Here is a 17241-nt window from a genome sequence, read left to right as displayed (position 1 = left end):
AACCCGCAAGACGCATGTTATCTCGCTTTACACAATTTGAAGAGTATCAATGAGCGAAATTATTTACGGTATCCACGCGGTTAAGGCACTGCTTGAGCGCGATCCACAGCGTTTTCTGGAAGTTTTTGTTCTGAAAGGACGCGACGATCGTCGCCTTCAGTCCGTGATTGCGGAGCTGGAAGCGCAGGGCATCGTCATTCAAGTGGCGAATCGCCAATGGCTGGATAAGCAGGCTGAAGACGCGGTGCATCAGGGGATCGTAGCGAAAGTCAAAGAAGGGCGGAAATATCAGGAAAACGATCTGCCTGCGATGTTAGACAATCTGGAAACGCCTTTCCTGCTGATATTGGACGGCGTGACCGATCCACATAACTTGGGCGCTTGCCTGCGTAATGCGGATGGGGCGGGCGTGCATGCGGTGATTGTGCCACGCGATCGTTCCGCGCAGCTCAATGCGACGGTGAAGAAGGTGGCCTGTGGTGCGGCGGAAACCGTACCGGTTATCAGCGTGACCAATCTGGCCCGTACGATGCGCCTGTTGCAGGAACGTAATATCTGGATCGTTGGCACAGCGGGTGAAGCGGATCATACGCTGTACCAAAGCAAGCTGACTGGGCCGCTGGCGCTGGTCATGGGCGCGGAAGGGGAAGGTATGCGTCGTTTGACCCGTGAACACTGCGATGAATTGATCAGTATTCCGATGGCGGGCAGCGTGTCTTCACTGAATGTGTCGGTTGCGACTGGCGTGTGTCTGTTTGAAGCCGTTCGCCAGCGCGCATAGTTGCTGTAGTTATCAATCATAACGAGGTGCCATCAGGCACCTCGTTGATTTTTTTGGTTGGTGTTCTAAATAGTGCTTATGCTGCTGGGCTCGCCAGTCTGCGAACGTCTTGCTGCGAAGGCTGTAAAAGCCGGAAAACAGACACCGCATCAGACAGCACGATCGCCTGCTGCTCCAGCGACTGAGCGGCAGATGAGGATTGCTCCACCAGCACGGTGTTTTGCTGTGTGTTCTGATCCATTTCTATAATGGCCTGACCGACCTGAGAAATGCCGCGATGCTGTTCGTCAGAAGCGGTAGTAATGTCTTTCATGATGTCGTGGACCTGTGTCACTGACTGGACAATCCCTTCCATCGTTTTCCCCGCGCCGTTAACGAGTGCTGCACCGTTATTAATCTGCGAAACCGACTCGGCAATCAGTGTATCGATCTCTTTGGCTGCCTGTGCACTGCGTTGTGCCAGACTACGCACTTCGCTGGCGACGACGGCGAAGCCACGACCTTGTTCACCGGCTCGCGCTGCCTCTACCGCGGCATTCAGCGCCAGGATATTGGTTTGAAACGCGATACTGTTGATCATTGAGGTAATTTCAGCGATGCGGTGGGAGCTTTGCGCGATATCGTGCATGGTGTTGACGGCTTTAGAAACCTGTTCTCCCCCTTGATTCGCAGTGTCAGAAGCATCCATAACCAGTCGATTAGCCTGATGGGCGTTATCAGCATTCTGTTTCACCGTTGACGTCAACTGCTCCATACTGGCGGCGGTTTCTTCAAGCGCAGCAGCTTGTTGCGTTGTGCGAGAAGAGAGGTCGGTATTACCGGCAGAAATTTCCCCTGCGGCATAGGAAATCTGGTTCGCGCTGAGGCGAATTTTATCAATCATGCTGTGCAGATTGCTGTTCATCTGCCCCATGGCTGAAATCAACTGGCCTAATTCATCATGACGATCGTTGTGAAGCTGCACGGTGAGATCGCCTTCCGCAATCGCACGGGTGGCGTGTAATGCCTGATGCAGCGGGCGTACGATCTGCCGTGAGATAACAATGGCTGTGGTCAGGCCGAGTATGATGGCAATCAGCGTAATCACGCCCAGCTGTATGTCGCTGCTAATGACGTTACGGCCCGCGCGGTTCTCTTCCGTGAAGTAAAGTTTGTTGATGTTTTCCTGCAACACCGCCATCTGCTCGTTCAATTCACTGAGCCGCTGTTGGCTCACTTCCGGGCTCATCACCTGCTGACGCTGTGAAATATAAGCGCTGAGTGACGCATTGATATCCTGAATGGCACTTTTGTCTTCCGCTGGCCAATGGCCCGTGTCGATCGCTTTCAGCAACGCGGACAGCTCTTCCTTAATGTTACCGATCGCACTGTCGTGCTGTTCCAGATATTGTGCTTTACGCTCCAGCGCATAACCAAAGTTGCCTTCCCGCGCGACCACTGTCTTGTCATACATGGCACCAAGACGGCTGATGCGTTTTAACGATTGGTCGCTATTGTGTAATCCGTAAAAGCCGACCATTGAGAGGATGACTCCCATGATGAGCAATAAACCAAACCCTACCAATAACTTTCGCGTTACAGACAGGTTTTGAAATGACATCCAGCGCAGCATAAACCTCTTCCTTTCGTTCATTAATTATTTACCGTCATCGCAGGTCAATAACGGATTAGTTGTTGTTGTGTGTTTGCATAAAAAGCAGGTGATGAAGGTGAAACAGGCACTATCTAACTGATAAAAAATGCCTTATCTGTTATCGGCATTTCAGGCGCAATGCTTATCCGTTTTCTTAAAAAATGTGAGGAGACTCGTGCGGGTATGAAGGCTGGGGGTAAAGTGTTGCGCTGGGGATTCCTGCGTTGTTTATCACGTAAAGTCATGTATAAACGCTTTGCTATGCAATAATCATCTATATTCTTCATGCTTCCTCTTATTTATTGCTGATGCGCCAACGGGGCTCATTTAAAAGGAATATCGCTATGCCTATTGTTACGTCGCTACTCGCTTTCGCCTCCTATTTCTTTATCGGGTTTGCCATGGTGCTGGCCTTTCTGTTTATCTACACCCGCATCACGTCGCATGATGAGTGGGCGCTGATTAAAGAAAACAACGGTACGGCTGCTATTGGGTTCGGTGGGGCGTTAATTGGCTATGTGATCCCGCTTTCCAGTGCGGCGATTAATTCGGTGAGTCTGGTGGATTACATCACCTGGGGTGCGGTTGCGCTGGTGGTGCAATTACTGATTTATTTCGCGGTGCGCCTGTATATGCCGCGCCTCAGCCAACATATCCAGAATAACGATATCGCCACCGGTACCTTTCTCTGTGCCGCCTCGCTTAGCGGCGGGATTCTGAATGCGGCGTGTATGTCGTATTAATTTGCTGTTGCATGACAATACCGGGAATCTGCCCGGTATTGTTTGGCGGACACCTTTGCCTGCCAGCCTTGTTTACCACGTTTTGACAACCTGCCCGTATATTCAGCGGTATAGCACGGCGCGCGCGAACCACATGCCGGGGAGCGTTGTGGCCTCGGATTTCAGTACAATCACATAATAATGCGCGCCGGAGGCATCGGCTTTTTGTTGAAGGGCGCGATCCACATCATCAGCATTTCCGCGCATGCTAACCGAAATCGTCCCCATTTTTTCCAACTGGCTGGTTTGTGCATAGCGAATTTCGAGCGCGTTCTCCGCAGGCGGTGGTGGCGCGACAGGCTTCCCTTGGATGATCTGGCAGCCGGACAGCATCAGTATTAAGGGTAAGAAAAGTATCCGCACGATGTTCATCGTTTCAGCCTGACAGGGGTAGATAGCGGGAGTGTAGCGCCATCATCGGGTCGATGGTATTCTCTTTAAGCGGGAAAATGACAGGCGGGCAACGAGTGCCCGCCTGTGAGTTGAGGTTAGCGCGACGTGACCAGCGTAAAGTCTTCGCCTTTGAAGACTTTTACTGGATTGCCGCGTTCGATCTGGTGGTGGAACAGACGCCGCTGTGCCCGTAGTTCAGCATGCTGCTGTTGCTGTAACGCTTCCAGACGATAGGCGATGAGATAACAGGCCAGACGCTTGTTAGCATGCTGGCTGCGTTCACTCTGCACCTTCACCGTGATGCCGCTGGCGACATGGGTGGCGCGGACGGCAGACTCGGTTTTATTCACATGCTGCCCACCGGGACCAGAGGATTTGGTGGCTTCAAAGCGAATCTCGTTATCGGCAAATGCCTGTTCCTGATGAAAGCGTGCGACGCCGATAAACCAGTTCTTACGTCCGCCACCCTTACGCCAAGGGCTATTGCACGTCCACTGGAGTGTACCGCACCAGCTGGCAGCCAGCGTTTCCGCCAGTTCACCGTTTAACAGAACCAATGCGGAACGTAGTGTGCCAGCGCGTTTCCCCGCTTCGGTTTCGATAACTTCACATTCGATGCCTTGCCGTGCGGCATCTCGCGTCAGAGCCTGCAAAGCCTTTGCGGTTGCCAACATGCATTCGTCCGGCCCCTGCGCGGCGGAGAGTTGAAGTAATATCATTTATCCTCCCCGCGCGTTTTGTAGGTGAGTACCGGTTTCAGGCGGGCAATCAGCGTGATTAATCCCGCCTGCTGCATCGCACCGATCACACTGTCTATTGGCTTGTAGGCTTCCGGTGCTTCCTGAAAAATCAACTGCCTGTCCTGACAAATCACGCGGCTGCCGAAGCGGGTACGCGCGAGTTGTTGGACGCTGTAACGTGAAGACAGCCGATCTTTACACTCCGTGCGCATCCACTTCCTGCCCGCGCCATGTGCCAGCGAATACAGGCTGTCGGCGTGAGGAATAGGCTGCACGATATAACTGTAGTCGCCGCGTGAGCCGGGAATGATGACCGGACCACAGTCGGCGGGTGTCGCGCCTTTGCGGTGCAGCCAGCCGGAAATACCCTCAATTGTTGCTGATGTCACCAGATTGTGGTTCACATCCAGTGCGGCATCGCCTTCCGTATGCCAACGTTCCAGCATCCGTTGCGCGATCAGTCGCCGATTGTGGGTGGCAAACGTCAGTGCGAACTGGTGCTGTTCCAGATAGGACTCTGCGGCAGGCGTGTTGGCTTCAAGCCCCTGATGGCCGAATTCCCGCACGTGAGCTTCCAGTATGGTTTGCCCTAATCCGCGCGAGCCGCTGTGGACGAGCAACAGCAGCTGTTTAGGATCAAGGTGCAGAGCGTGCAGCGTATCTGGCTGATAGATCTCATCAAGCTGCTGCAATTCCGCAAAGTGATTACCGCCGCCGATGGTGCCCAGCGAATAGCGGAAATCCGCCAGCGATGCGGGAATCTCGATATCGTCTTCCAGTGGCCCATCGATATTACCCAGCCGTTTCTCCAGCTTATCCAGCGAAATTTTGTTGGCGTTCAGGCTTGTGCGCCAGAGCGCCATGCCGCAGCCGATGTCGTTTCCGACCAGCGCCGGATAGAAACGCTGCTGTGAAAAAAAGGCGGCACCGATAGGGTAACCCCGGCCTGGATGCAAATCTGGCATGCCGGCCACGCGAACCATATCGGGAAGTTGTGATGTAATTTGAAGCTGTTGGATTGCTTTATCTTCAATCCAGGTATTTTCCGTCGCGATCACACTGACGCGCGCCGAAATAGAGCGAATAGCATTGCCCATAGATCATCCTGCTGATCAATTTAAAAATAGGGTAAGGCAGGCTACAGCTGGGGGGGATAACGCAAAGCGGAAAAGAATGCGGAATTAGTCCCGAGATGTCCTGCAAAGAATCAGAGTAAGTGTTGTCATGATGTCGTCTCCTTTGTCAGTGTGGGGGATAGGTGAAAAAACGTCGGCATAATACGTAAATGGCGGCCATCGTGCAATACCTATGACACGATGGCCATGACGGACGGTTAAATACGGAAGACGCTGACCAGCTCGCTGAGGTGGTGGCCCTTCTGGCGCAGGTTATGCGCGGTGTCTTCCGAATTGTTGACCAGAATGGCGTTTTCCTGCGTTGCCTGACCAATCTGTACAATCGCGATGTTCACCTGACTGATACCGGCGGACTGCTCGCGTGAAGCGATATCGATATCGTTCACGATGGTGCTGACTTGCAAGATGCGGTTACGCAAGTCGTCCATTACCGCCTGCGTTTTTTCTGAGAAATGATAACCCGCTTCGATTTTCTCCAGTGATTCATCAATCAGGGTTTCAATCTCTTTCACCGCAGTAGAACTGCGCTGTGCCAGCGCCCGCACTTCAGCGGCAACCACGGCGAAGCCTCTACCGTGCTCACCCGCACGAGCGGCTTCGACTGCGGCATTCAGCGCCAGAATATTGGTCTGGAAAGCGATAGATTCGATGACTGTCGTGATATCAGCAATCCGCTGCGATGAGTTCTTGATGTCGCTCATCGTCGAAACGGAGTCGGTAACGGTCTGGCTGCCGTTTCGTGCTGCGGCTGCGCTCTGCTCTGCCAAATCTTTGGCGGCGGAGACGTTATCGGCATTCTGCTTCACGCTGGCGGAGAGTTGCTCCATGCTGGCAGACGTCTCTTCGACGCTGCTGGCCTGACGGGCAATCTGCTCGCTGATGTTTTCGCTATCGGCAGCCAGCGCATCGGTGCTGGCACTGATTTCTTCGGACGAATTTCTCACCTGCGACACGATGGTCGTTAGCCCTTGCCCGATGCCGTTAATGGCATCGATCAGGCGGCCAACTTCATCGTAACGGTTGCTGGAAAGCGTCGCGGTCAGGTTACCAGCAGAGAACTGTTCCGCCACTTTGACGATTTCAACCAGCGGCTGGCTCAACCATTTGCGCGTCAGGACGACAAAGAATCCAGCGAAGAGCAGAACCAGAATAATGCCGCCGCCCAAAAACAAGTTACGGGTGTGATTAATTTCTGCCATTAGGCTTTCTTTGCTCACCGTGCCTGCAACAATCCAGTTCCACTGCGGAATACTGCGGTACACCATGATTCGGGTTTTTTCTTCGCCCGTCATCGTGTTGTTGTCGTATTCGATCGTACCATTACCGGTTGCCAGCACGTTCTCTAACGCACCTTCTGACCAGTCAGGGCGCTGGTTAGCATTGCTTTGGTGGTAAAGATAGTTGCCCGCATCCTTTCCTTTTTTCGTGCTAAGTACAAAGAAATGGCCGGTTTCACCCATTTTCTTGTTCAGAATCGTTTGCTGCATCTCGGTAAATTGCTTCGTGATGTCGACGCCGACGAACAGAATACCGATCACCTTGTTTTCACTATCGCGTATCGGTTGATACTGGGTGATGTACTGTTTGCCGAATAGCGTGGCTAACCCGCTGTAGGTGTCACCTTTCATCACGGGCGCATAGGCTGGGCTTTCACGATCGAGCTTGGTGCCCATCGCACGCGATCCATCTTCTTTTTTCAGCGACGTGGTAACGCGCGTAAAATCCTCTCCATCGCGGACAAAAATCGTTGAAATCGCGTGAGTACGGCTCAGAAAGTCGTCCGGGACTTCAGTATTGAGGTTCAATACCGTATCGCCAGCTTTAAGCGTTGGGTGAGAGGTGTTACCAAAAGGCGTGCGGTTAACGGTATCCAGCGAAAACCGCGTCGGCAGAAAGCTCGCCAGCAGCCGCGTATAGTTGCTGACCTCGGCTTGTAGGCTGGTATCGTACATGTTGATCATGTCGGTGACGCCATTCACCTGGCTCTGCATGTCGTTAAGGGTCAGGGTCTTGAGCTGATTGCCTGCTGATCGGGTGAGGGATAGGGTGAATGCAATGAAAAGTATCGCCACGCTCAGTGAAGCGATGACTGATAGCTTGATACCCAGGCCCCAGTGTTTAAAAGAAAGTCCCAACATATGTGTGTCTCTTATAATAAAAAAGGTTATTTTTTAGTCTTGCTTCACATGCGTTAACGGCAGTAAGTGAAAAAAAATTAATCACGGAGTGTAAACATTCATTTCAGTTATTGATCTAGATCAATGTGATTTTTTTATTTACATAAATACGCCGATTAAACCAGCACGGAATCAGTGACGACACGGAGATAAGAAAATGGCTGTGAGTGGGTTATCGTAGAAGGTCATCCCCTTTCTGCTAAATACGATTTCGCTACATAAGCATAGGCTGACAGAACAGAAAACGAGGGAAATATGGTCGAAATGTCACTGGATAAACTCGGTAGCGGTATTGAAACGATTCACGCGGCACCTGCGGGAAGGAGAGAGCAGCCCCTTCCGACGATTTTTTTCTTCCACGGTTACACTTCATCAAAAGAGGTGTACTCGTATTTTGGCTATGCGTTGGCTCAGGCCGGGTTTCGGGTGATTTTGGCCGATGCGGCCATGCACGGTGCGCGCTATGACGGAGATGACGCACGGCGATTGCGTCACTTCTGGGATATTCTGCAAACGAATATTGAAGAACTCCCCGGCTATGTAGCGGAATATCGGCAGCGTGGCCTGATTGATGGCGAGCGGATTGGCGTTTGCGGCGCGTCGCTTGGTGGAATGAGTGCGCTTGGGTGTATGGCGCGTTATCCGTGGATTACCGTAGTGGCAGCGTTTATGGGATCGGGCTATTTCTCTACGCTATCGTCCGCGCTGTTTCCTCCGGTTCCGGCCGATAGTGAGGAAAATCAAGCGGTGTTGCAGACGTTAGCGAGCAAACTGGCTGATTATGATGTCACCACACGTCTGGACGCGTTGTCCGAACGTCCGTTGCTGGTGTGGCACGGTGAAGCGGATGATGTTGTGCCGGCGGCAGAAAGCGTCCGTCTCTATCAGGCATTACAGGCGCGCGATAAGCTGGCTAATCTGACGTATTTGACCGAGCCGGGCGTGGGGCATCGCATTACGCCAACGGCGCTGCAGGCGGGCGCTGATTTCTTCCGGCGGACGCTGTAATCCTGCCCCGATGGCTTAAATATTGCCACGCAGAAAACTCCTGTGTTTCCTCCTTGTGTTCTTTAATGTCGGGCACTATACTTACGCGTCATTTTTTCAGCCGCACATACACACGTTCCTTGCCTCCACGGGCCGCGGTTGACCCAGACAGGAGGCTGAATAATCCGTAAGGAGCAATTCGATGCGTCATTACGAAATCGTATTTATGGTTCATCCTGACCAGAGCGAACAGGTTCCGGGCATGATCGAGCGCTACACTGCCACTATCACTGGTGCGCAGGGCACGATCCACCGTCTGGAAGACTGGGGCCGCCGTCAACTGGCTTACCCGATCAACAAACTGCACAAGGCACACTACGTTCTGCTGAACGTTGAAGCGCCGCAGGAAGCGATCGATGAGCTGGAAACAAACTTCCGCTTTAACGATGCCGTTATCCGCAGCATGGTTATGCGCGTTAAGCACGCGGTAACTGAAGCATCTCCAATGGTGAAAGCGAAAGACGAACGCCGTGAGCGTCGTGAAGATTTCGCTGAAGCTGGCGATGATGTGGATGCAGGGGATTCTGAAGAGTAATTGTTGTGGTGACGGTGAATCGTCTGGTGTTGTCCGGCACAGTGTGCAAGACGCCCATTCGTAAAGTCAGCCCGTCAGGCATTCCTCACTGTCAGTTTGTGCTTGAGCACCGCTCGACACAGGAGGAAGCCGGATTGAGTCGGCAAGCATGGTGTCGTATGCCCGTGATTGTCAGCGGACTCTCGTCACAAGCAGTTACCCACAGTATAACGGTCGGCACGCAACTTACCGTGCACGGGTTCATTAGCTGCCATCAAGGGCGCAATGGCTTGAGCAAGATAGTGTTACATGCCGAGCAGATTGAATTGATAGATTCTGGAGACTAGCCACATGGCACGTTATTTCCGTCGTCGCAAATTCTGCCGTTTCACCGCGGAAGGCGTTGTAGAGATTGATTATAAAGATATCGCTACGCTGAAAAACTATATCACTGAAAGCGGCAAGATTGTTCCGAGCCGTATCACCGGTACTCGTGCAAAATACCAGCGTCAGCTGGCCCGCGCTATCAAGCGTGCGCGTTACTTGTCTTTGTTGCCGTACACTGACCGTCATCAGTAATCGGCCACTGTCCATTAACGAGACTTTGAGAGGATAAAGTAATGCAAGTTATTCTGCTTGATAAAGTAGCAAACCTGGGCAGCCTGGGTGATCAGGTAAACGTTAAAGCGGGCTATGCTCGTAACTTCTTGGTTCCACAGGGCAAAGCTGTCCCGGCAACCAAGAAAAACGTTGAGTTCTTCGAAGCACGCCGTGCTGAACTGGAAGCCAAATTGGCTGACGTTCTGGCTGCTGCTGAAGCTCGCGCTGCTAAGATCAAAGAACTGGGTAGCGTTACCATCGCGTCTAAAGCAGGCGACGAAGGTAAACTGTTCGGTTCCATCGGTACTCGCGATATCGCTGATGCGGTAACGGCTGCCGGTGTTGACATTGCTAAGAGCGAAGTTCGCCTGCCGAACGGCGTTCTGCGTACTGTGGGTGAGCACGAAGTGAGCTTCCAGGTACACAGCGATGTCTTTGCTGAACTGAATGTAGTTGTTGTTGCTGGAGCGTAATTCACGTTTATCGTTGAATTAACACTTTAGTTAACATGTGAAACGCTGGCCTAGTGCCAGCGTTTTGCATTTTAGGGATCGGGAAATGACCTATCATTACCTATACCTAAAAGCAGGCCGGAGGCCGCATGTCTGACTTGATTCATCTCACCCGCGTTTATGACGCGCACGCGCCTTTCTCTTCCCCCACTTTTCTGATTGACCGTCTGTGGCCGCGCGGCATCAGCAAAGCGCGTCTGGAGGGTGTTGAGTGGTTTAAAGATATCGCGCCGAGCAGCGAGTTGCGGAAATGGTTTCACGCCGATCCTGAACGCTGGGCGGAATTTGTGGATTATTATCGTAATGAGTTAGTGCAGGGCTCGGCGTGCGACAGGCTGCTGGCGTTACTTGAGCAGAAGCAGGCAATCACGCTGCTTTATGGCAGTAAAGACGCGCAGCACAACCATGCTATTGTCCTGCGCGATTTTCTATTGGAACGGCTGGCTCGTTAGCGAGTACGAGTAAAAGCACCGTCCGCACCGCGGGTGAACCGAATCGTCTGGTTCGCCGTGGTTTCGATCTCCAACTCGGCGACCATACCTTGTGCATTCAGCTGTAATTTGACTGCCTGACCCGCCCGTAAATTGCTGAGCGGCTTATCCCTGCCTTCCACCTGAGCCATCGCGAACACATCGCTGACGGGCAGATTGTTATCGCGAAAGAGCTGGGCCAGCGTTTGCCCCGAGGCGATCTCATACTGTCGCCACGGTGCTGATGATTGTGCTGGAGGCTCGGTAGCCGCAGGTTGCTGCTGGGGTATGGAAGGCTGGTTTTCAATAATCACGGCCTGCATCGCCGCCTGATTATCTGCCTGCGTAAGAGGGACGGGCGTGGTACGGGCAGGCTGCGGATGTTGGGCACTGTAAGGCCAGAGCAACACGACGAGCAGCAGTGCGATAGCGATTAAAATCCAGCGACGATGGAGGAACGGCAACGGTTCCATCCAGTGATAGCCATCGGGCAGATGCCAGATTTTTTGCAGTATGGCACCAAGACGCTCGCGCAGGGAAGGAGAAGGTAACTGTTCCTGCTCTTCGCGTTCCCCGTCGTTTTCTACGGCTACAGCATGTGAGGGCTGCCGCTGGATGATTCGCTGGCAGAAGCGTACTAGCGTTTGATAATCCCAGGTGGTTTTCCGCTTCCTGGGCGCAATTCTGCCCATGGTGACCTCTCTTACTACGGTTTAATATAAAAACAGTTCAGTATAAAAACAGCATCATATAAAAATGATGCCATTAACAACGCTATGCCAGTCACTAAAACTATGCCAGTAACTAGGCTACATCACTAGCCAGACGGCGTCGGCATAAAAACAGTATCGGGATAATAACGCAATCCAGTATACCGATAATCCGTATTAGCTGACCAGTTAACGCGTTGATGATTAAGGCAACCGGTGCGATAGAAACATCAGAACTACCAGTATAGGCCAGCTTCCCGGAATGGCTTGGCTGGCGTGCGGTTAACGTGATTACCTGCACACAGGATTTTACCCCAATCCCCGTCGCTGTTATGCTGCGCTTTCAGTTTTTTACAGATTAAAAGGAACATCCATGACAACTCCTTCTTTTGATAGCGTCGAAGCGCAGGCAAGTTACGGCATCGGCTTACAGGTTGGTCAACAGTTACAGGAATCAGGTCTTGAAGGCCTGATCCCAGAAGCCCTGCTTGCTGGTCTACGCGATGCGCTGGAAGGTAATGCGCCAGCTGTGCCTGTGGATGTGGTTCATCGTGCGCTGCGTGAAGTTCATGAACGTGCTGATGCGGTACGTCGCGATCGCCAACAGGTGCTGGCGGTAGAAGGTCAGCAGTTCCTGGCCGAAAACGCGCAGAAAGAAGGCGTGAACAGCACGGAATCTGGTCTGCAATTCCGCGTGTTGACTCAGGGTGAAGGTGCGATCCCGGCTCGTCAGGATCGCGTACGTGTGCATTACACGGGTCGCCTGACTGACGGCAGCGTGTTCGACAGCTCTGTTCAGCGTGGTCAACCTGCTGAATTCCCAGTAAGCGGCGTGATTCCAGGCTGGATTGAGGCGTTGACGCTGATGCCAGTCGGTTCCAAGTGGGAACTCTATATTCCGCACAATCTGGCGTATGGCGAACGTGGCGCGGGTGCTTCCATTCCGCCGTTCAGCGCGCTGATTTTTGAAGTGGAACTGCTGGAAATTCTGTAATCTCCAGACAACAAGAAAGGCGCTCACTGAGCGCCTTTCTTGTTTTTACTGAATGGTTTCTACTGACTTTCTTTTTTTATTGAAACGACATTACTCACCGCGCAGCGCGCGTGGGAACAGCAAATTGTTTTCCAGATGGATGTGTTCCATCAGGTCGGTAATGAACTCGTTGATACCGGAGTACAGCGCACGCCAGGTATTGCAGGCCCCTTCCGGTGGTACGACACCGTTGGTCAGTTCTTTGACCACTTCCACATCACGCCCAGCGTCATCGTGCTCATGCTCCATCATTGAAATCGGTGCAGCAGCATTCGCGCCCATTCCCTGACTAATCATTGGGAAGAGGATGCGTTCTTCTTTCATCATATGCTGAGACAGCTCGTTATAAATGGCGGTCAGCTGGTTTGCGAGTCCGTGCGGGCAGTCGGCTTTATCGTGATGCACACGCTCGACTTTTTCTGCCATCAGAATCAGCTCTGGCAGTTGTTCGCGGTGACGATCGTGAAAGCGAGGGATGATGTACGCGATAATGTCAGCCAGCGGCGCTTCACGCCAGTCCCGTGCGTCAGAAGGCTGCGCGGCCAGTTTTTCTAGCTGTGCTTCCAGATCGTCAAGATTGAGATCTTTTTTGCCAGCGGCGCGGCTGAGCGTTTGCTTTCCGCCGCAGCAGAAGTCCAGATTGAGTTCACGAAAGAGTTTGGTCGCGCGCGGAATAGCGATAGCCAACTCACCCAGGGATTGATCGCGGTATGCCATGATGATGCCTCTCAACGAATGCAGTTTATAAATTGCATTTTAAATGCATCTTTAATCGTTGAATATACCGCTTACGAGGTAGGCGGTAAAAAGTATGCCGAGGTTGCTGACAAAATCCGTATGGCGGTAGTAACGGATAGATCGTAAAGACGCTGTAAATACATCCCTGTACGCTCGGATTGCGCCATCCCTGGCGCAAACGCTTTACTCTTCTATTCCGTTACTCCCGTTCTCGTTCAATAAATAGGTTCGTTAACAGTCTGACCGTTCTACTGCACGGTATTGCGGGTCTCAAGCGATTGCGTGATGGTGTGTAAGAGCGCGGGAATATCCATTTTCGGTAATACCACCTCAATGAGCGAGAAGCGAGATGCGGCATTCACCTGTTCAAGCACCTGCGCGAGTGCCGCTGGTGAACACACCTGTTTACAGAGTATCTCGTTTTCATCTGCTCCTAGTGCAGCGGGAAGCTGTGTCCAGTTCCAGGCGGCAATATCGTTGTAACGCTGTTCTGGGCCGTGAATGGCGCGTTCGACCGTGTAGCCTCCGTTATTCAGCACCACAATGACCATGTTCAAGCGATCCCGAATGATAGAGCCAAGCTCTTGTACGGTGAGTTGTAGCGAGCCGTCGCCGATCAACAGCACCACACGCCGTTCTGGTTCAGCAATTTGTGCGCCAAATGCGGCTGGTAGAGAATAGCCTATCGATCCCCACAGCGGCTGGACGATGAAGTGGCAGTTATTCGGCAGCCGGAGTGCCGCGGCCCCAAAACAGGAGGTGCCCTGGTCGGTCACGAGAATATCGCCAGAGCGGAGGAAGCGCTGCATCTGTTGCCACAACTCCCGCTGATTGAGTGTGTCTGTGTGCTCTGATGGCGGTAAAGCCGGAGGCGTAATGGTGCGGTGATCCCAAAGGGGCGCGAGTGTCGCGGTGATGTTTTCCAGCGCGGCGATAGCGTCTGGCATTGGAATAGCTGGGAAAACCTGACCTCCGACGCGCGCCAGCGTGGGCTGGATATCGATGTTTTTTTCGCTGGGAATCTGGTGGCTGAAGCCAGCGGTAATCGTATCGGTGTAACGTACGCCAATGCTGATGATGGTATCCGCATCTTCGATGTGTGCCCGGATCGCTTCGTGACTGCCGCCACCCGCGTAGGTGCCGGTAAAGCTATGGTGCTGTTCGTTTAGCGTGCCTTTTCCCATCAGCAAGGTGGCGTGGGGGAGTGGCGTTTTATCGAGCCAGCGTTGGATTTGCTCTGCAACGCCAACACGCTGAGCCAGAAAATCAGCCAGTAATGAGACTGACTTTGCCTCGCTCAGCATCGCTGTGGCGGCGGTAACAAAGGCTTGCAGCGACTCATCAGAGCGTAATGGTTCAGGGATAACGAGCGAATACGGTCGTGTACCAGCGGGTGCCGCAGCCACGTCCAAGGGCAGAAACAGGTAGACCGGCTTGTGTTGAGCAAGCGCTTCTCCAATGACCCTGTCGATCTCCGTGGTGGCGTTCTCGACGGTGAGGCTGGCTTGCGCAACGGTGACTTCTGCCGCCATGCGGGAAAAGTGGCTAAAGTCGCCGTCGCCTAATGTGTGATGGAGTAATTCACCGTTGTGTTGTGACGCGAGACTGGGCGCAGCGGCAATGTGAATGACGGGCAGGCATTCCGCATAGCTGCCTGCGATACCGTTAATCGCACTGAGCTCGCCCACGCCGAAGGTGGTGAGCAGGGCTGCTGCCGGACGGCATCGTGCATAGCCATCGGCGGCGTAAGCGGCGTTTAATTCGTTCGCGCAGCCCACCCAAGTGATTTCCGAGTGCCTGATGACATGATCGAGAAAATGCAGGTTGTAATCGCCCGGCACCCCGAAGAGATGCTGAATACCAATCTGTGTCAGACGATCCAGTAAATAGTCGCCTACCGTATAGTTTTCGCCCATCGCTGCTTCCTCTATGAATGACGGATATTCTGAAATTAAGTATTAGCGCTAAGGTGAATATTTCTAATATTTATTCCCTATGGTTAATCCTTAAGTCGGCATTTATTCGTGCTTGAGCGGATTTTTAGCATTAAATTTATTAATGAATTAATAGGGTGCTGATGAATAGCGTGCATTGGCGTTAGCGAAACGTTAAGAAAGGTAAAATCAGGAAAATAAGTATTTATCTGATAGTGGCGCAGAGGATTTCCCCGTATATCTCTGTCAGGCCGCAGTCGCGGTGAGCAAGGAGTTACCCTATGTTTAAGCCACTCGTCATCAGTGCCCTGTTTGTGGGAATGTTTGCGGTCATGCCAGCGCCAGAGGCTAAGGGTGCCAGCATCGATCTGATGCCCGGCGTCACGTTGAATATCGGCGAGCGTGACAGACGAGGTAATTACTGGGATGGCTATGACTGGCGCAGCGAGCGCTGGTGGCAGGAGCACCGGGGTTACCAGCGTGGTGAACGTAATCGGCACGGTTACTATTGGGATGGTTGGCGCTGGCGCGATGCCCGCGAGTGGCGTGAGAGTCAGCGAGACAGACGTGATTATGATAAGCGCCGTTTTGATCCCCCTCGCTACGTTGACGATCGCGGTCCGCGTCGCGGTGATTGGGACAGACGCGGGCATGAGCGGGGTAAGGGTTACTATCGCAATGGCCGGGGATCGTTTCGCGATTAGTGGATAAAAAAAGCGCCGCGAAAGAGCGGCGCTTGTGCGTTGGATAAGGGTATTTAGATTGTATCGCTGACTAGTTAGCCAGTTTTGCGGCGATGTCAGCGATGCGCTGACCATACAGCTTACCGGTCGCCAGATCTCCCGCGACCACTTCATCTACGCTGGCGTCGGACGGCGTCTGCGCCAGCAGACCGACAGAACCACCGAGGTTATTCAAATCATCGCGTTTTGCCGCTTTGGCATTGGAAGGCAGTTGGTTCAGGCTGACCCAAATTCCGCCGTGCTGTGAAGCCAGCGTTTGCAGATAAATCAGGGTGACCTGCTTGTCGCCGTTCAGGCTGGCGCTGTTAGTAAAGCCGCCAAACACTTTGTTGCTCCAACTGCGGGAGAACCAGGCTTTAGAGCTGGCATCTGCGAATTTCTTGAACTGCCAGGTCGGGCCGCCCATGTAGGTCGGTGTACCGAAAATAATGGCGTCAGCCGCGGCGAGTTGCTCCCACTCGGCATCGCTGATATTCCCTTCCGCATCGATGGCAATCAGCTCGGCATTAGCGCCTTCGGCAACGGCAGTCGCCAAACGCTGGGTGTGGCCGTAGCCTGAATGATAAATAACGACTGCTTTTGACATAACCTATCCTCATTTCTCTGTGTTTATCAACGATACGCCGTGGCCGTTATGTAGCCTGCGAGTGATACGTGCTTTCTAATGGATACTAACTCTATAATGTGAGGACTATATCGGAGCCTCATGGTTCTGTTAAGACAGCACTTTTAAGTGAGTTGGTATCTTCAAGGTAACCATACCCGTCATACTTCAAGCTGCTTGTACGTTGGCCGCCCTTACTCACCCCAGTCACTTACTTATGTAAGCTCCTGGGGATTCGTGCGGTTGCCGCCTTCACGCAACTCGAATTATTTAGGGTACAGATGGAAACTCGATAATGAGCAAACGCTATGATGTTTATGCGCAAAACTGCCCGACCCGTATGATTTTGGATCGCGTGGGGGATAAATGGACGTTGCTGATTCTGAATATTCTGGTTGAACGACCGATGCGCTTTAATCAGTTAAAACGCGACGTGGAAGGGATTTCACAAAAGGTGCTGTCACAAACGCTGAAGAATCTGGTGCGCGACGGTTTTGTCGAACGAACCGTCTTCCCAACCATTCCGGTGACGGTGGAATATGCCTCAACAGCGATGGGAAAAACGCTGGCCAAGCCGATTGCTGAACTTACCTATTGGGCCGAGCAGAATATGGATAACGTGCTGTTGTCCCAACAGAAGTTTGATGCGTCAGCAAATAGTGCGGTTGAGCCGCTATAAGACCACTATTCAGGC

20 protein-coding genes are annotated in these 17241 nt (G+C 52.6%); 11 read left to right on the top strand and 9 right to left on the bottom strand.

Going from position 1 to position 17241, the window contains the following annotated elements; translation table 11 throughout:
* Window positions 1–49: 49 nt before the first annotated feature.
* Window positions 50–781, top strand: a complete 732-nt coding sequence (rlmB, locus tag BJJ97_RS00950) for a 23S rRNA (guanosine(2251)-2'-O)-methyltransferase RlmB (protein WP_095992812.1) — start codon at window positions 50–52, stop codon at window positions 779–781.
* A gap of 76 nt (window positions 782–857) precedes the next feature.
* On the opposite strand, the gene BJJ97_RS00945 is transcribed toward rlmB, so the two are convergent.
* Window positions 858–2393 carry a methyl-accepting chemotaxis protein gene (locus tag BJJ97_RS00945; protein ID WP_095992811.1) on the bottom strand — a complete coding sequence of 512 codons (1536 nt, stop codon included), beginning with the start codon at window positions 2391–2393 and terminating at the stop codon, window positions 858–860.
* Window positions 2394–2758: 365 nt separating this feature from the next.
* Between BJJ97_RS00945 and BJJ97_RS00940 the strand changes: the two genes are divergently transcribed.
* Window positions 2759–3157, top strand: a complete 399-nt coding sequence (locus BJJ97_RS00940) for a DUF350 domain-containing protein (RefSeq protein ID WP_095992810.1) — start codon at window positions 2759–2761, stop codon at window positions 3155–3157.
* Window positions 3158–3259: 102 nt separating this feature from the next.
* Here BJJ97_RS00940 and bsmA read toward each other — a convergent pair whose 3' ends face one another.
* The 4 genes from bsmA to BJJ97_RS00920 all read right to left on the bottom strand — a co-directional run bounded on the left by bsmA (window position 3260) and on the right by BJJ97_RS00920 (window position 7603).
* A complete protein-coding gene (gene bsmA, locus BJJ97_RS00935; protein WP_095992809.1) occupies window positions 3260–3568 on the bottom strand; it encodes a biofilm peroxide resistance protein BsmA in 309 nt (102 codons plus the stop codon).
* Window positions 3569–3684: 116 nt separating this feature from the next.
* A complete protein-coding gene (prfH, locus tag BJJ97_RS00930) occupies window positions 3685–4308 on the bottom strand; it encodes a peptide chain release factor H (RefSeq protein WP_095992808.1) in 624 nt (207 codons plus the stop codon).
* Window positions 4305–5426, bottom strand: a complete 1122-nt coding sequence (locus BJJ97_RS00925) for an RNA ligase RtcB family protein (protein ID WP_095992807.1) — start codon at window positions 5424–5426, stop codon at window positions 4305–4307. The genes prfH and BJJ97_RS00925 overlap by 4 nt, the downstream gene beginning before the upstream one ends.
* Before the next feature lie 236 nt (window positions 5427–5662).
* A complete protein-coding gene (locus BJJ97_RS00920) occupies window positions 5663–7603 on the bottom strand; it encodes a methyl-accepting chemotaxis protein (RefSeq protein WP_095700487.1) in 1941 nt (646 codons plus the stop codon).
* A 294-nt stretch (window positions 7604–7897) separates the two neighbouring features.
* Between BJJ97_RS00920 and yjfP the strand changes: the two genes are divergently transcribed.
* From yjfP to BJJ97_RS00890, 6 genes are all read left to right on the top strand, one after another.
* The gene (yjfP, locus tag BJJ97_RS00915; RefSeq protein WP_095992806.1) at window positions 7898–8650 is read left to right on the top strand and encodes an esterase; all 753 of its coding nucleotides are present in this window, start codon (window positions 7898–7900) and stop codon (window positions 8648–8650) included.
* Window positions 8651–8831: 181 nt separating this feature from the next.
* Entirely contained in the window at window positions 8832–9224 is a 393-nt protein-coding gene (rpsF, locus tag BJJ97_RS00910) for a 30S ribosomal protein S6 (RefSeq protein WP_005974793.1), read from the top strand.
* A 5-nt stretch (window positions 9225–9229) separates the two neighbouring features.
* Entirely contained in the window at window positions 9230–9550 is a 321-nt protein-coding gene (priB, locus tag BJJ97_RS00905) for a primosomal replication protein N (protein WP_015841576.1), read from the top strand.
* Window positions 9551–9554: 4 nt separating this feature from the next.
* Window positions 9555–9782: a 30S ribosomal protein S18 gene (rpsR, locus tag BJJ97_RS00900; protein ID WP_005974788.1), complete on the top strand. Its 228-nt coding sequence runs from the start codon at window positions 9555–9557 to the stop codon at window positions 9780–9782.
* Between the two features lie 41 nt (window positions 9783–9823).
* Window positions 9824–10276, top strand: coding sequence for a 50S ribosomal protein L9 (rplI, locus tag BJJ97_RS00895; protein WP_039486279.1), 453 nt, complete (start codon window positions 9824–9826; stop codon window positions 10274–10276).
* A gap of 128 nt (window positions 10277–10404) precedes the next feature.
* The gene (locus BJJ97_RS00890) at window positions 10405–10767 is read left to right on the top strand and encodes a DUF488 domain-containing protein (RefSeq protein WP_095992805.1); all 363 of its coding nucleotides are present in this window, start codon (window positions 10405–10407) and stop codon (window positions 10765–10767) included.
* Here the strand turns inward: BJJ97_RS00890 and BJJ97_RS00885 are convergent.
* Complete coding sequence (locus BJJ97_RS00885) at window positions 10764–11477, bottom strand: LysM-like peptidoglycan-binding domain-containing protein (RefSeq protein WP_095992804.1); 714 nt, start codon at window positions 11475–11477, stop codon at window positions 10764–10766. The two genes, BJJ97_RS00890 and BJJ97_RS00885, sit on opposite strands and share 4 nt — an antisense overlap.
* A 391-nt stretch (window positions 11478–11868) precedes the next feature.
* Here BJJ97_RS00885 and fklB point away from each other — a divergent pair, with 391 nt between their 5' ends.
* Complete coding sequence (gene fklB / locus BJJ97_RS00880) at window positions 11869–12489, top strand: FKBP-type peptidyl-prolyl cis-trans isomerase (RefSeq protein ID WP_039486273.1); 621 nt, start codon at window positions 11869–11871, stop codon at window positions 12487–12489.
* A gap of 90 nt (window positions 12490–12579) precedes the next feature.
* Here the strand turns inward: fklB and ytfE are convergent, their stop codons facing one another.
* Both ytfE and ipdC read right to left on the bottom strand, forming a co-directional pair.
* Window positions 12580–13245 carry an iron-sulfur cluster repair protein YtfE gene (ytfE, locus tag BJJ97_RS00875; RefSeq protein ID WP_095992803.1) on the bottom strand — a complete coding sequence of 222 codons (666 nt, stop codon included), beginning with the start codon at window positions 13243–13245 and terminating at the stop codon, window positions 12580–12582.
* 269 nt (window positions 13246–13514) lie between these two features.
* Entirely contained in the window at window positions 13515–15182 is a 1668-nt protein-coding gene (gene ipdC / locus BJJ97_RS00870) for an indolepyruvate decarboxylase (RefSeq protein WP_095992802.1), read from the bottom strand.
* Window positions 15183–15481: 299 nt separating this feature from the next.
* Between ipdC and BJJ97_RS00865 the strand changes: the two genes are divergently transcribed.
* Complete coding sequence (locus BJJ97_RS00865) at window positions 15482–15904, top strand: DUF2502 domain-containing protein (protein WP_095992801.1); 423 nt, start codon at window positions 15482–15484, stop codon at window positions 15902–15904.
* A gap of 70 nt (window positions 15905–15974) precedes the next feature.
* Here BJJ97_RS00865 and BJJ97_RS00860 read toward each other — a convergent pair whose 3' ends face one another.
* Window positions 15975–16529: a flavodoxin family protein gene (locus tag BJJ97_RS00860; RefSeq protein WP_010279026.1), complete on the bottom strand. Its 555-nt coding sequence runs from the start codon at window positions 16527–16529 to the stop codon at window positions 15975–15977.
* A 313-nt stretch (window positions 16530–16842) separates the two neighbouring features.
* Here BJJ97_RS00860 and BJJ97_RS00855 point away from each other — a divergent pair, with 313 nt between their 5' ends.
* Window positions 16843–17226, top strand: a complete 384-nt coding sequence (locus tag BJJ97_RS00855; protein ID WP_095700480.1) for a winged helix-turn-helix transcriptional regulator — start codon at window positions 16843–16845, stop codon at window positions 17224–17226.
* Window positions 17227–17241 lie beyond the last annotated feature (15 nt).

The sequence above is a fragment of the Pectobacterium polaris genome (assembly GCF_002307355.1).
GTDB lineage: Bacteria > Pseudomonadota > Gammaproteobacteria > Enterobacterales > Enterobacteriaceae > Pectobacterium > Pectobacterium polare.
This window is presented reverse-complemented; position numbering and strand designations above follow the sequence as displayed.

Bases quoted from the DNA above. Each gene is read 5' to 3' on its own strand.
- BJJ97_RS00920 (WP_095700487.1), bottom strand. From the start codon at position 7,603: ATGTTGGGACTTTCTTTTAAACACTGGGGCCTGGGTATCAAGCTATCA.
- bsmA (WP_095992809.1), bottom strand. From the start codon at position 3,568: ATGAACATCGTGCGGATACTTTTCTTACCCTTAATACTGATGCTGTCC.
- BJJ97_RS00945 (WP_095992811.1), bottom strand. From the start codon at position 2,393: ATGCTGCGCTGGATGTCATTTCAAAACCTGTCTGTAACGCGAAAGTTA.
- yjfP (WP_095992806.1), top strand. From the start codon at position 7,898: ATGGTCGAAATGTCACTGGATAAACTCGGTAGCGGTATTGAAACGATT.
- ytfE (WP_095992803.1), bottom strand. From the start codon at position 13,245: ATGGCATACCGCGATCAATCCCTGGGTGAGTTGGCTATCGCTATTCCG.
- BJJ97_RS00865 (WP_095992801.1), top strand. From the start codon at position 15,482: ATGTTTAAGCCACTCGTCATCAGTGCCCTGTTTGTGGGAATGTTTGCG.
- BJJ97_RS00925 (WP_095992807.1), bottom strand. From the start codon at position 5,426: ATGGGCAATGCTATTCGCTCTATTTCGGCGCGCGTCAGTGTGATCGCG.
- BJJ97_RS00855 (WP_095700480.1), top strand. From the start codon at position 16,843: ATGAGCAAACGCTATGATGTTTATGCGCAAAACTGCCCGACCCGTATG.
- BJJ97_RS00940 (WP_095992810.1), top strand. From the start codon at position 2,759: ATGCCTATTGTTACGTCGCTACTCGCTTTCGCCTCCTATTTCTTTATC.
- rpsF (WP_005974793.1), top strand. From the start codon at position 8,832: ATGCGTCATTACGAAATCGTATTTATGGTTCATCCTGACCAGAGCGAA.
- BJJ97_RS00860 (WP_010279026.1), bottom strand. From the start codon at position 16,529: ATGTCAAAAGCAGTCGTTATTTATCATTCAGGCTACGGCCACACCCAG.
- BJJ97_RS00890 (WP_095992805.1), top strand. From the start codon at position 10,405: ATGTCTGACTTGATTCATCTCACCCGCGTTTATGACGCGCACGCGCCT.
- fklB (WP_039486273.1), top strand. From the start codon at position 11,869: ATGACAACTCCTTCTTTTGATAGCGTCGAAGCGCAGGCAAGTTACGGC.
- BJJ97_RS00885 (WP_095992804.1), bottom strand. From the start codon at position 11,477: ATGGGCAGAATTGCGCCCAGGAAGCGGAAAACCACCTGGGATTATCAA.
- rlmB (WP_095992812.1), top strand. From the start codon at position 50: ATGAGCGAAATTATTTACGGTATCCACGCGGTTAAGGCACTGCTTGAG.
- ipdC (WP_095992802.1), bottom strand. From the start codon at position 15,182: ATGGGCGAAAACTATACGGTAGGCGACTATTTACTGGATCGTCTGACA.
- prfH (WP_095992808.1), bottom strand. From the start codon at position 4,308: ATGATATTACTTCAACTCTCCGCCGCGCAGGGGCCGGACGAATGCATG.
- rplI (WP_039486279.1), top strand. From the start codon at position 9,824: ATGCAAGTTATTCTGCTTGATAAAGTAGCAAACCTGGGCAGCCTGGGT.
- rpsR (WP_005974788.1), top strand. From the start codon at position 9,555: ATGGCACGTTATTTCCGTCGTCGCAAATTCTGCCGTTTCACCGCGGAA.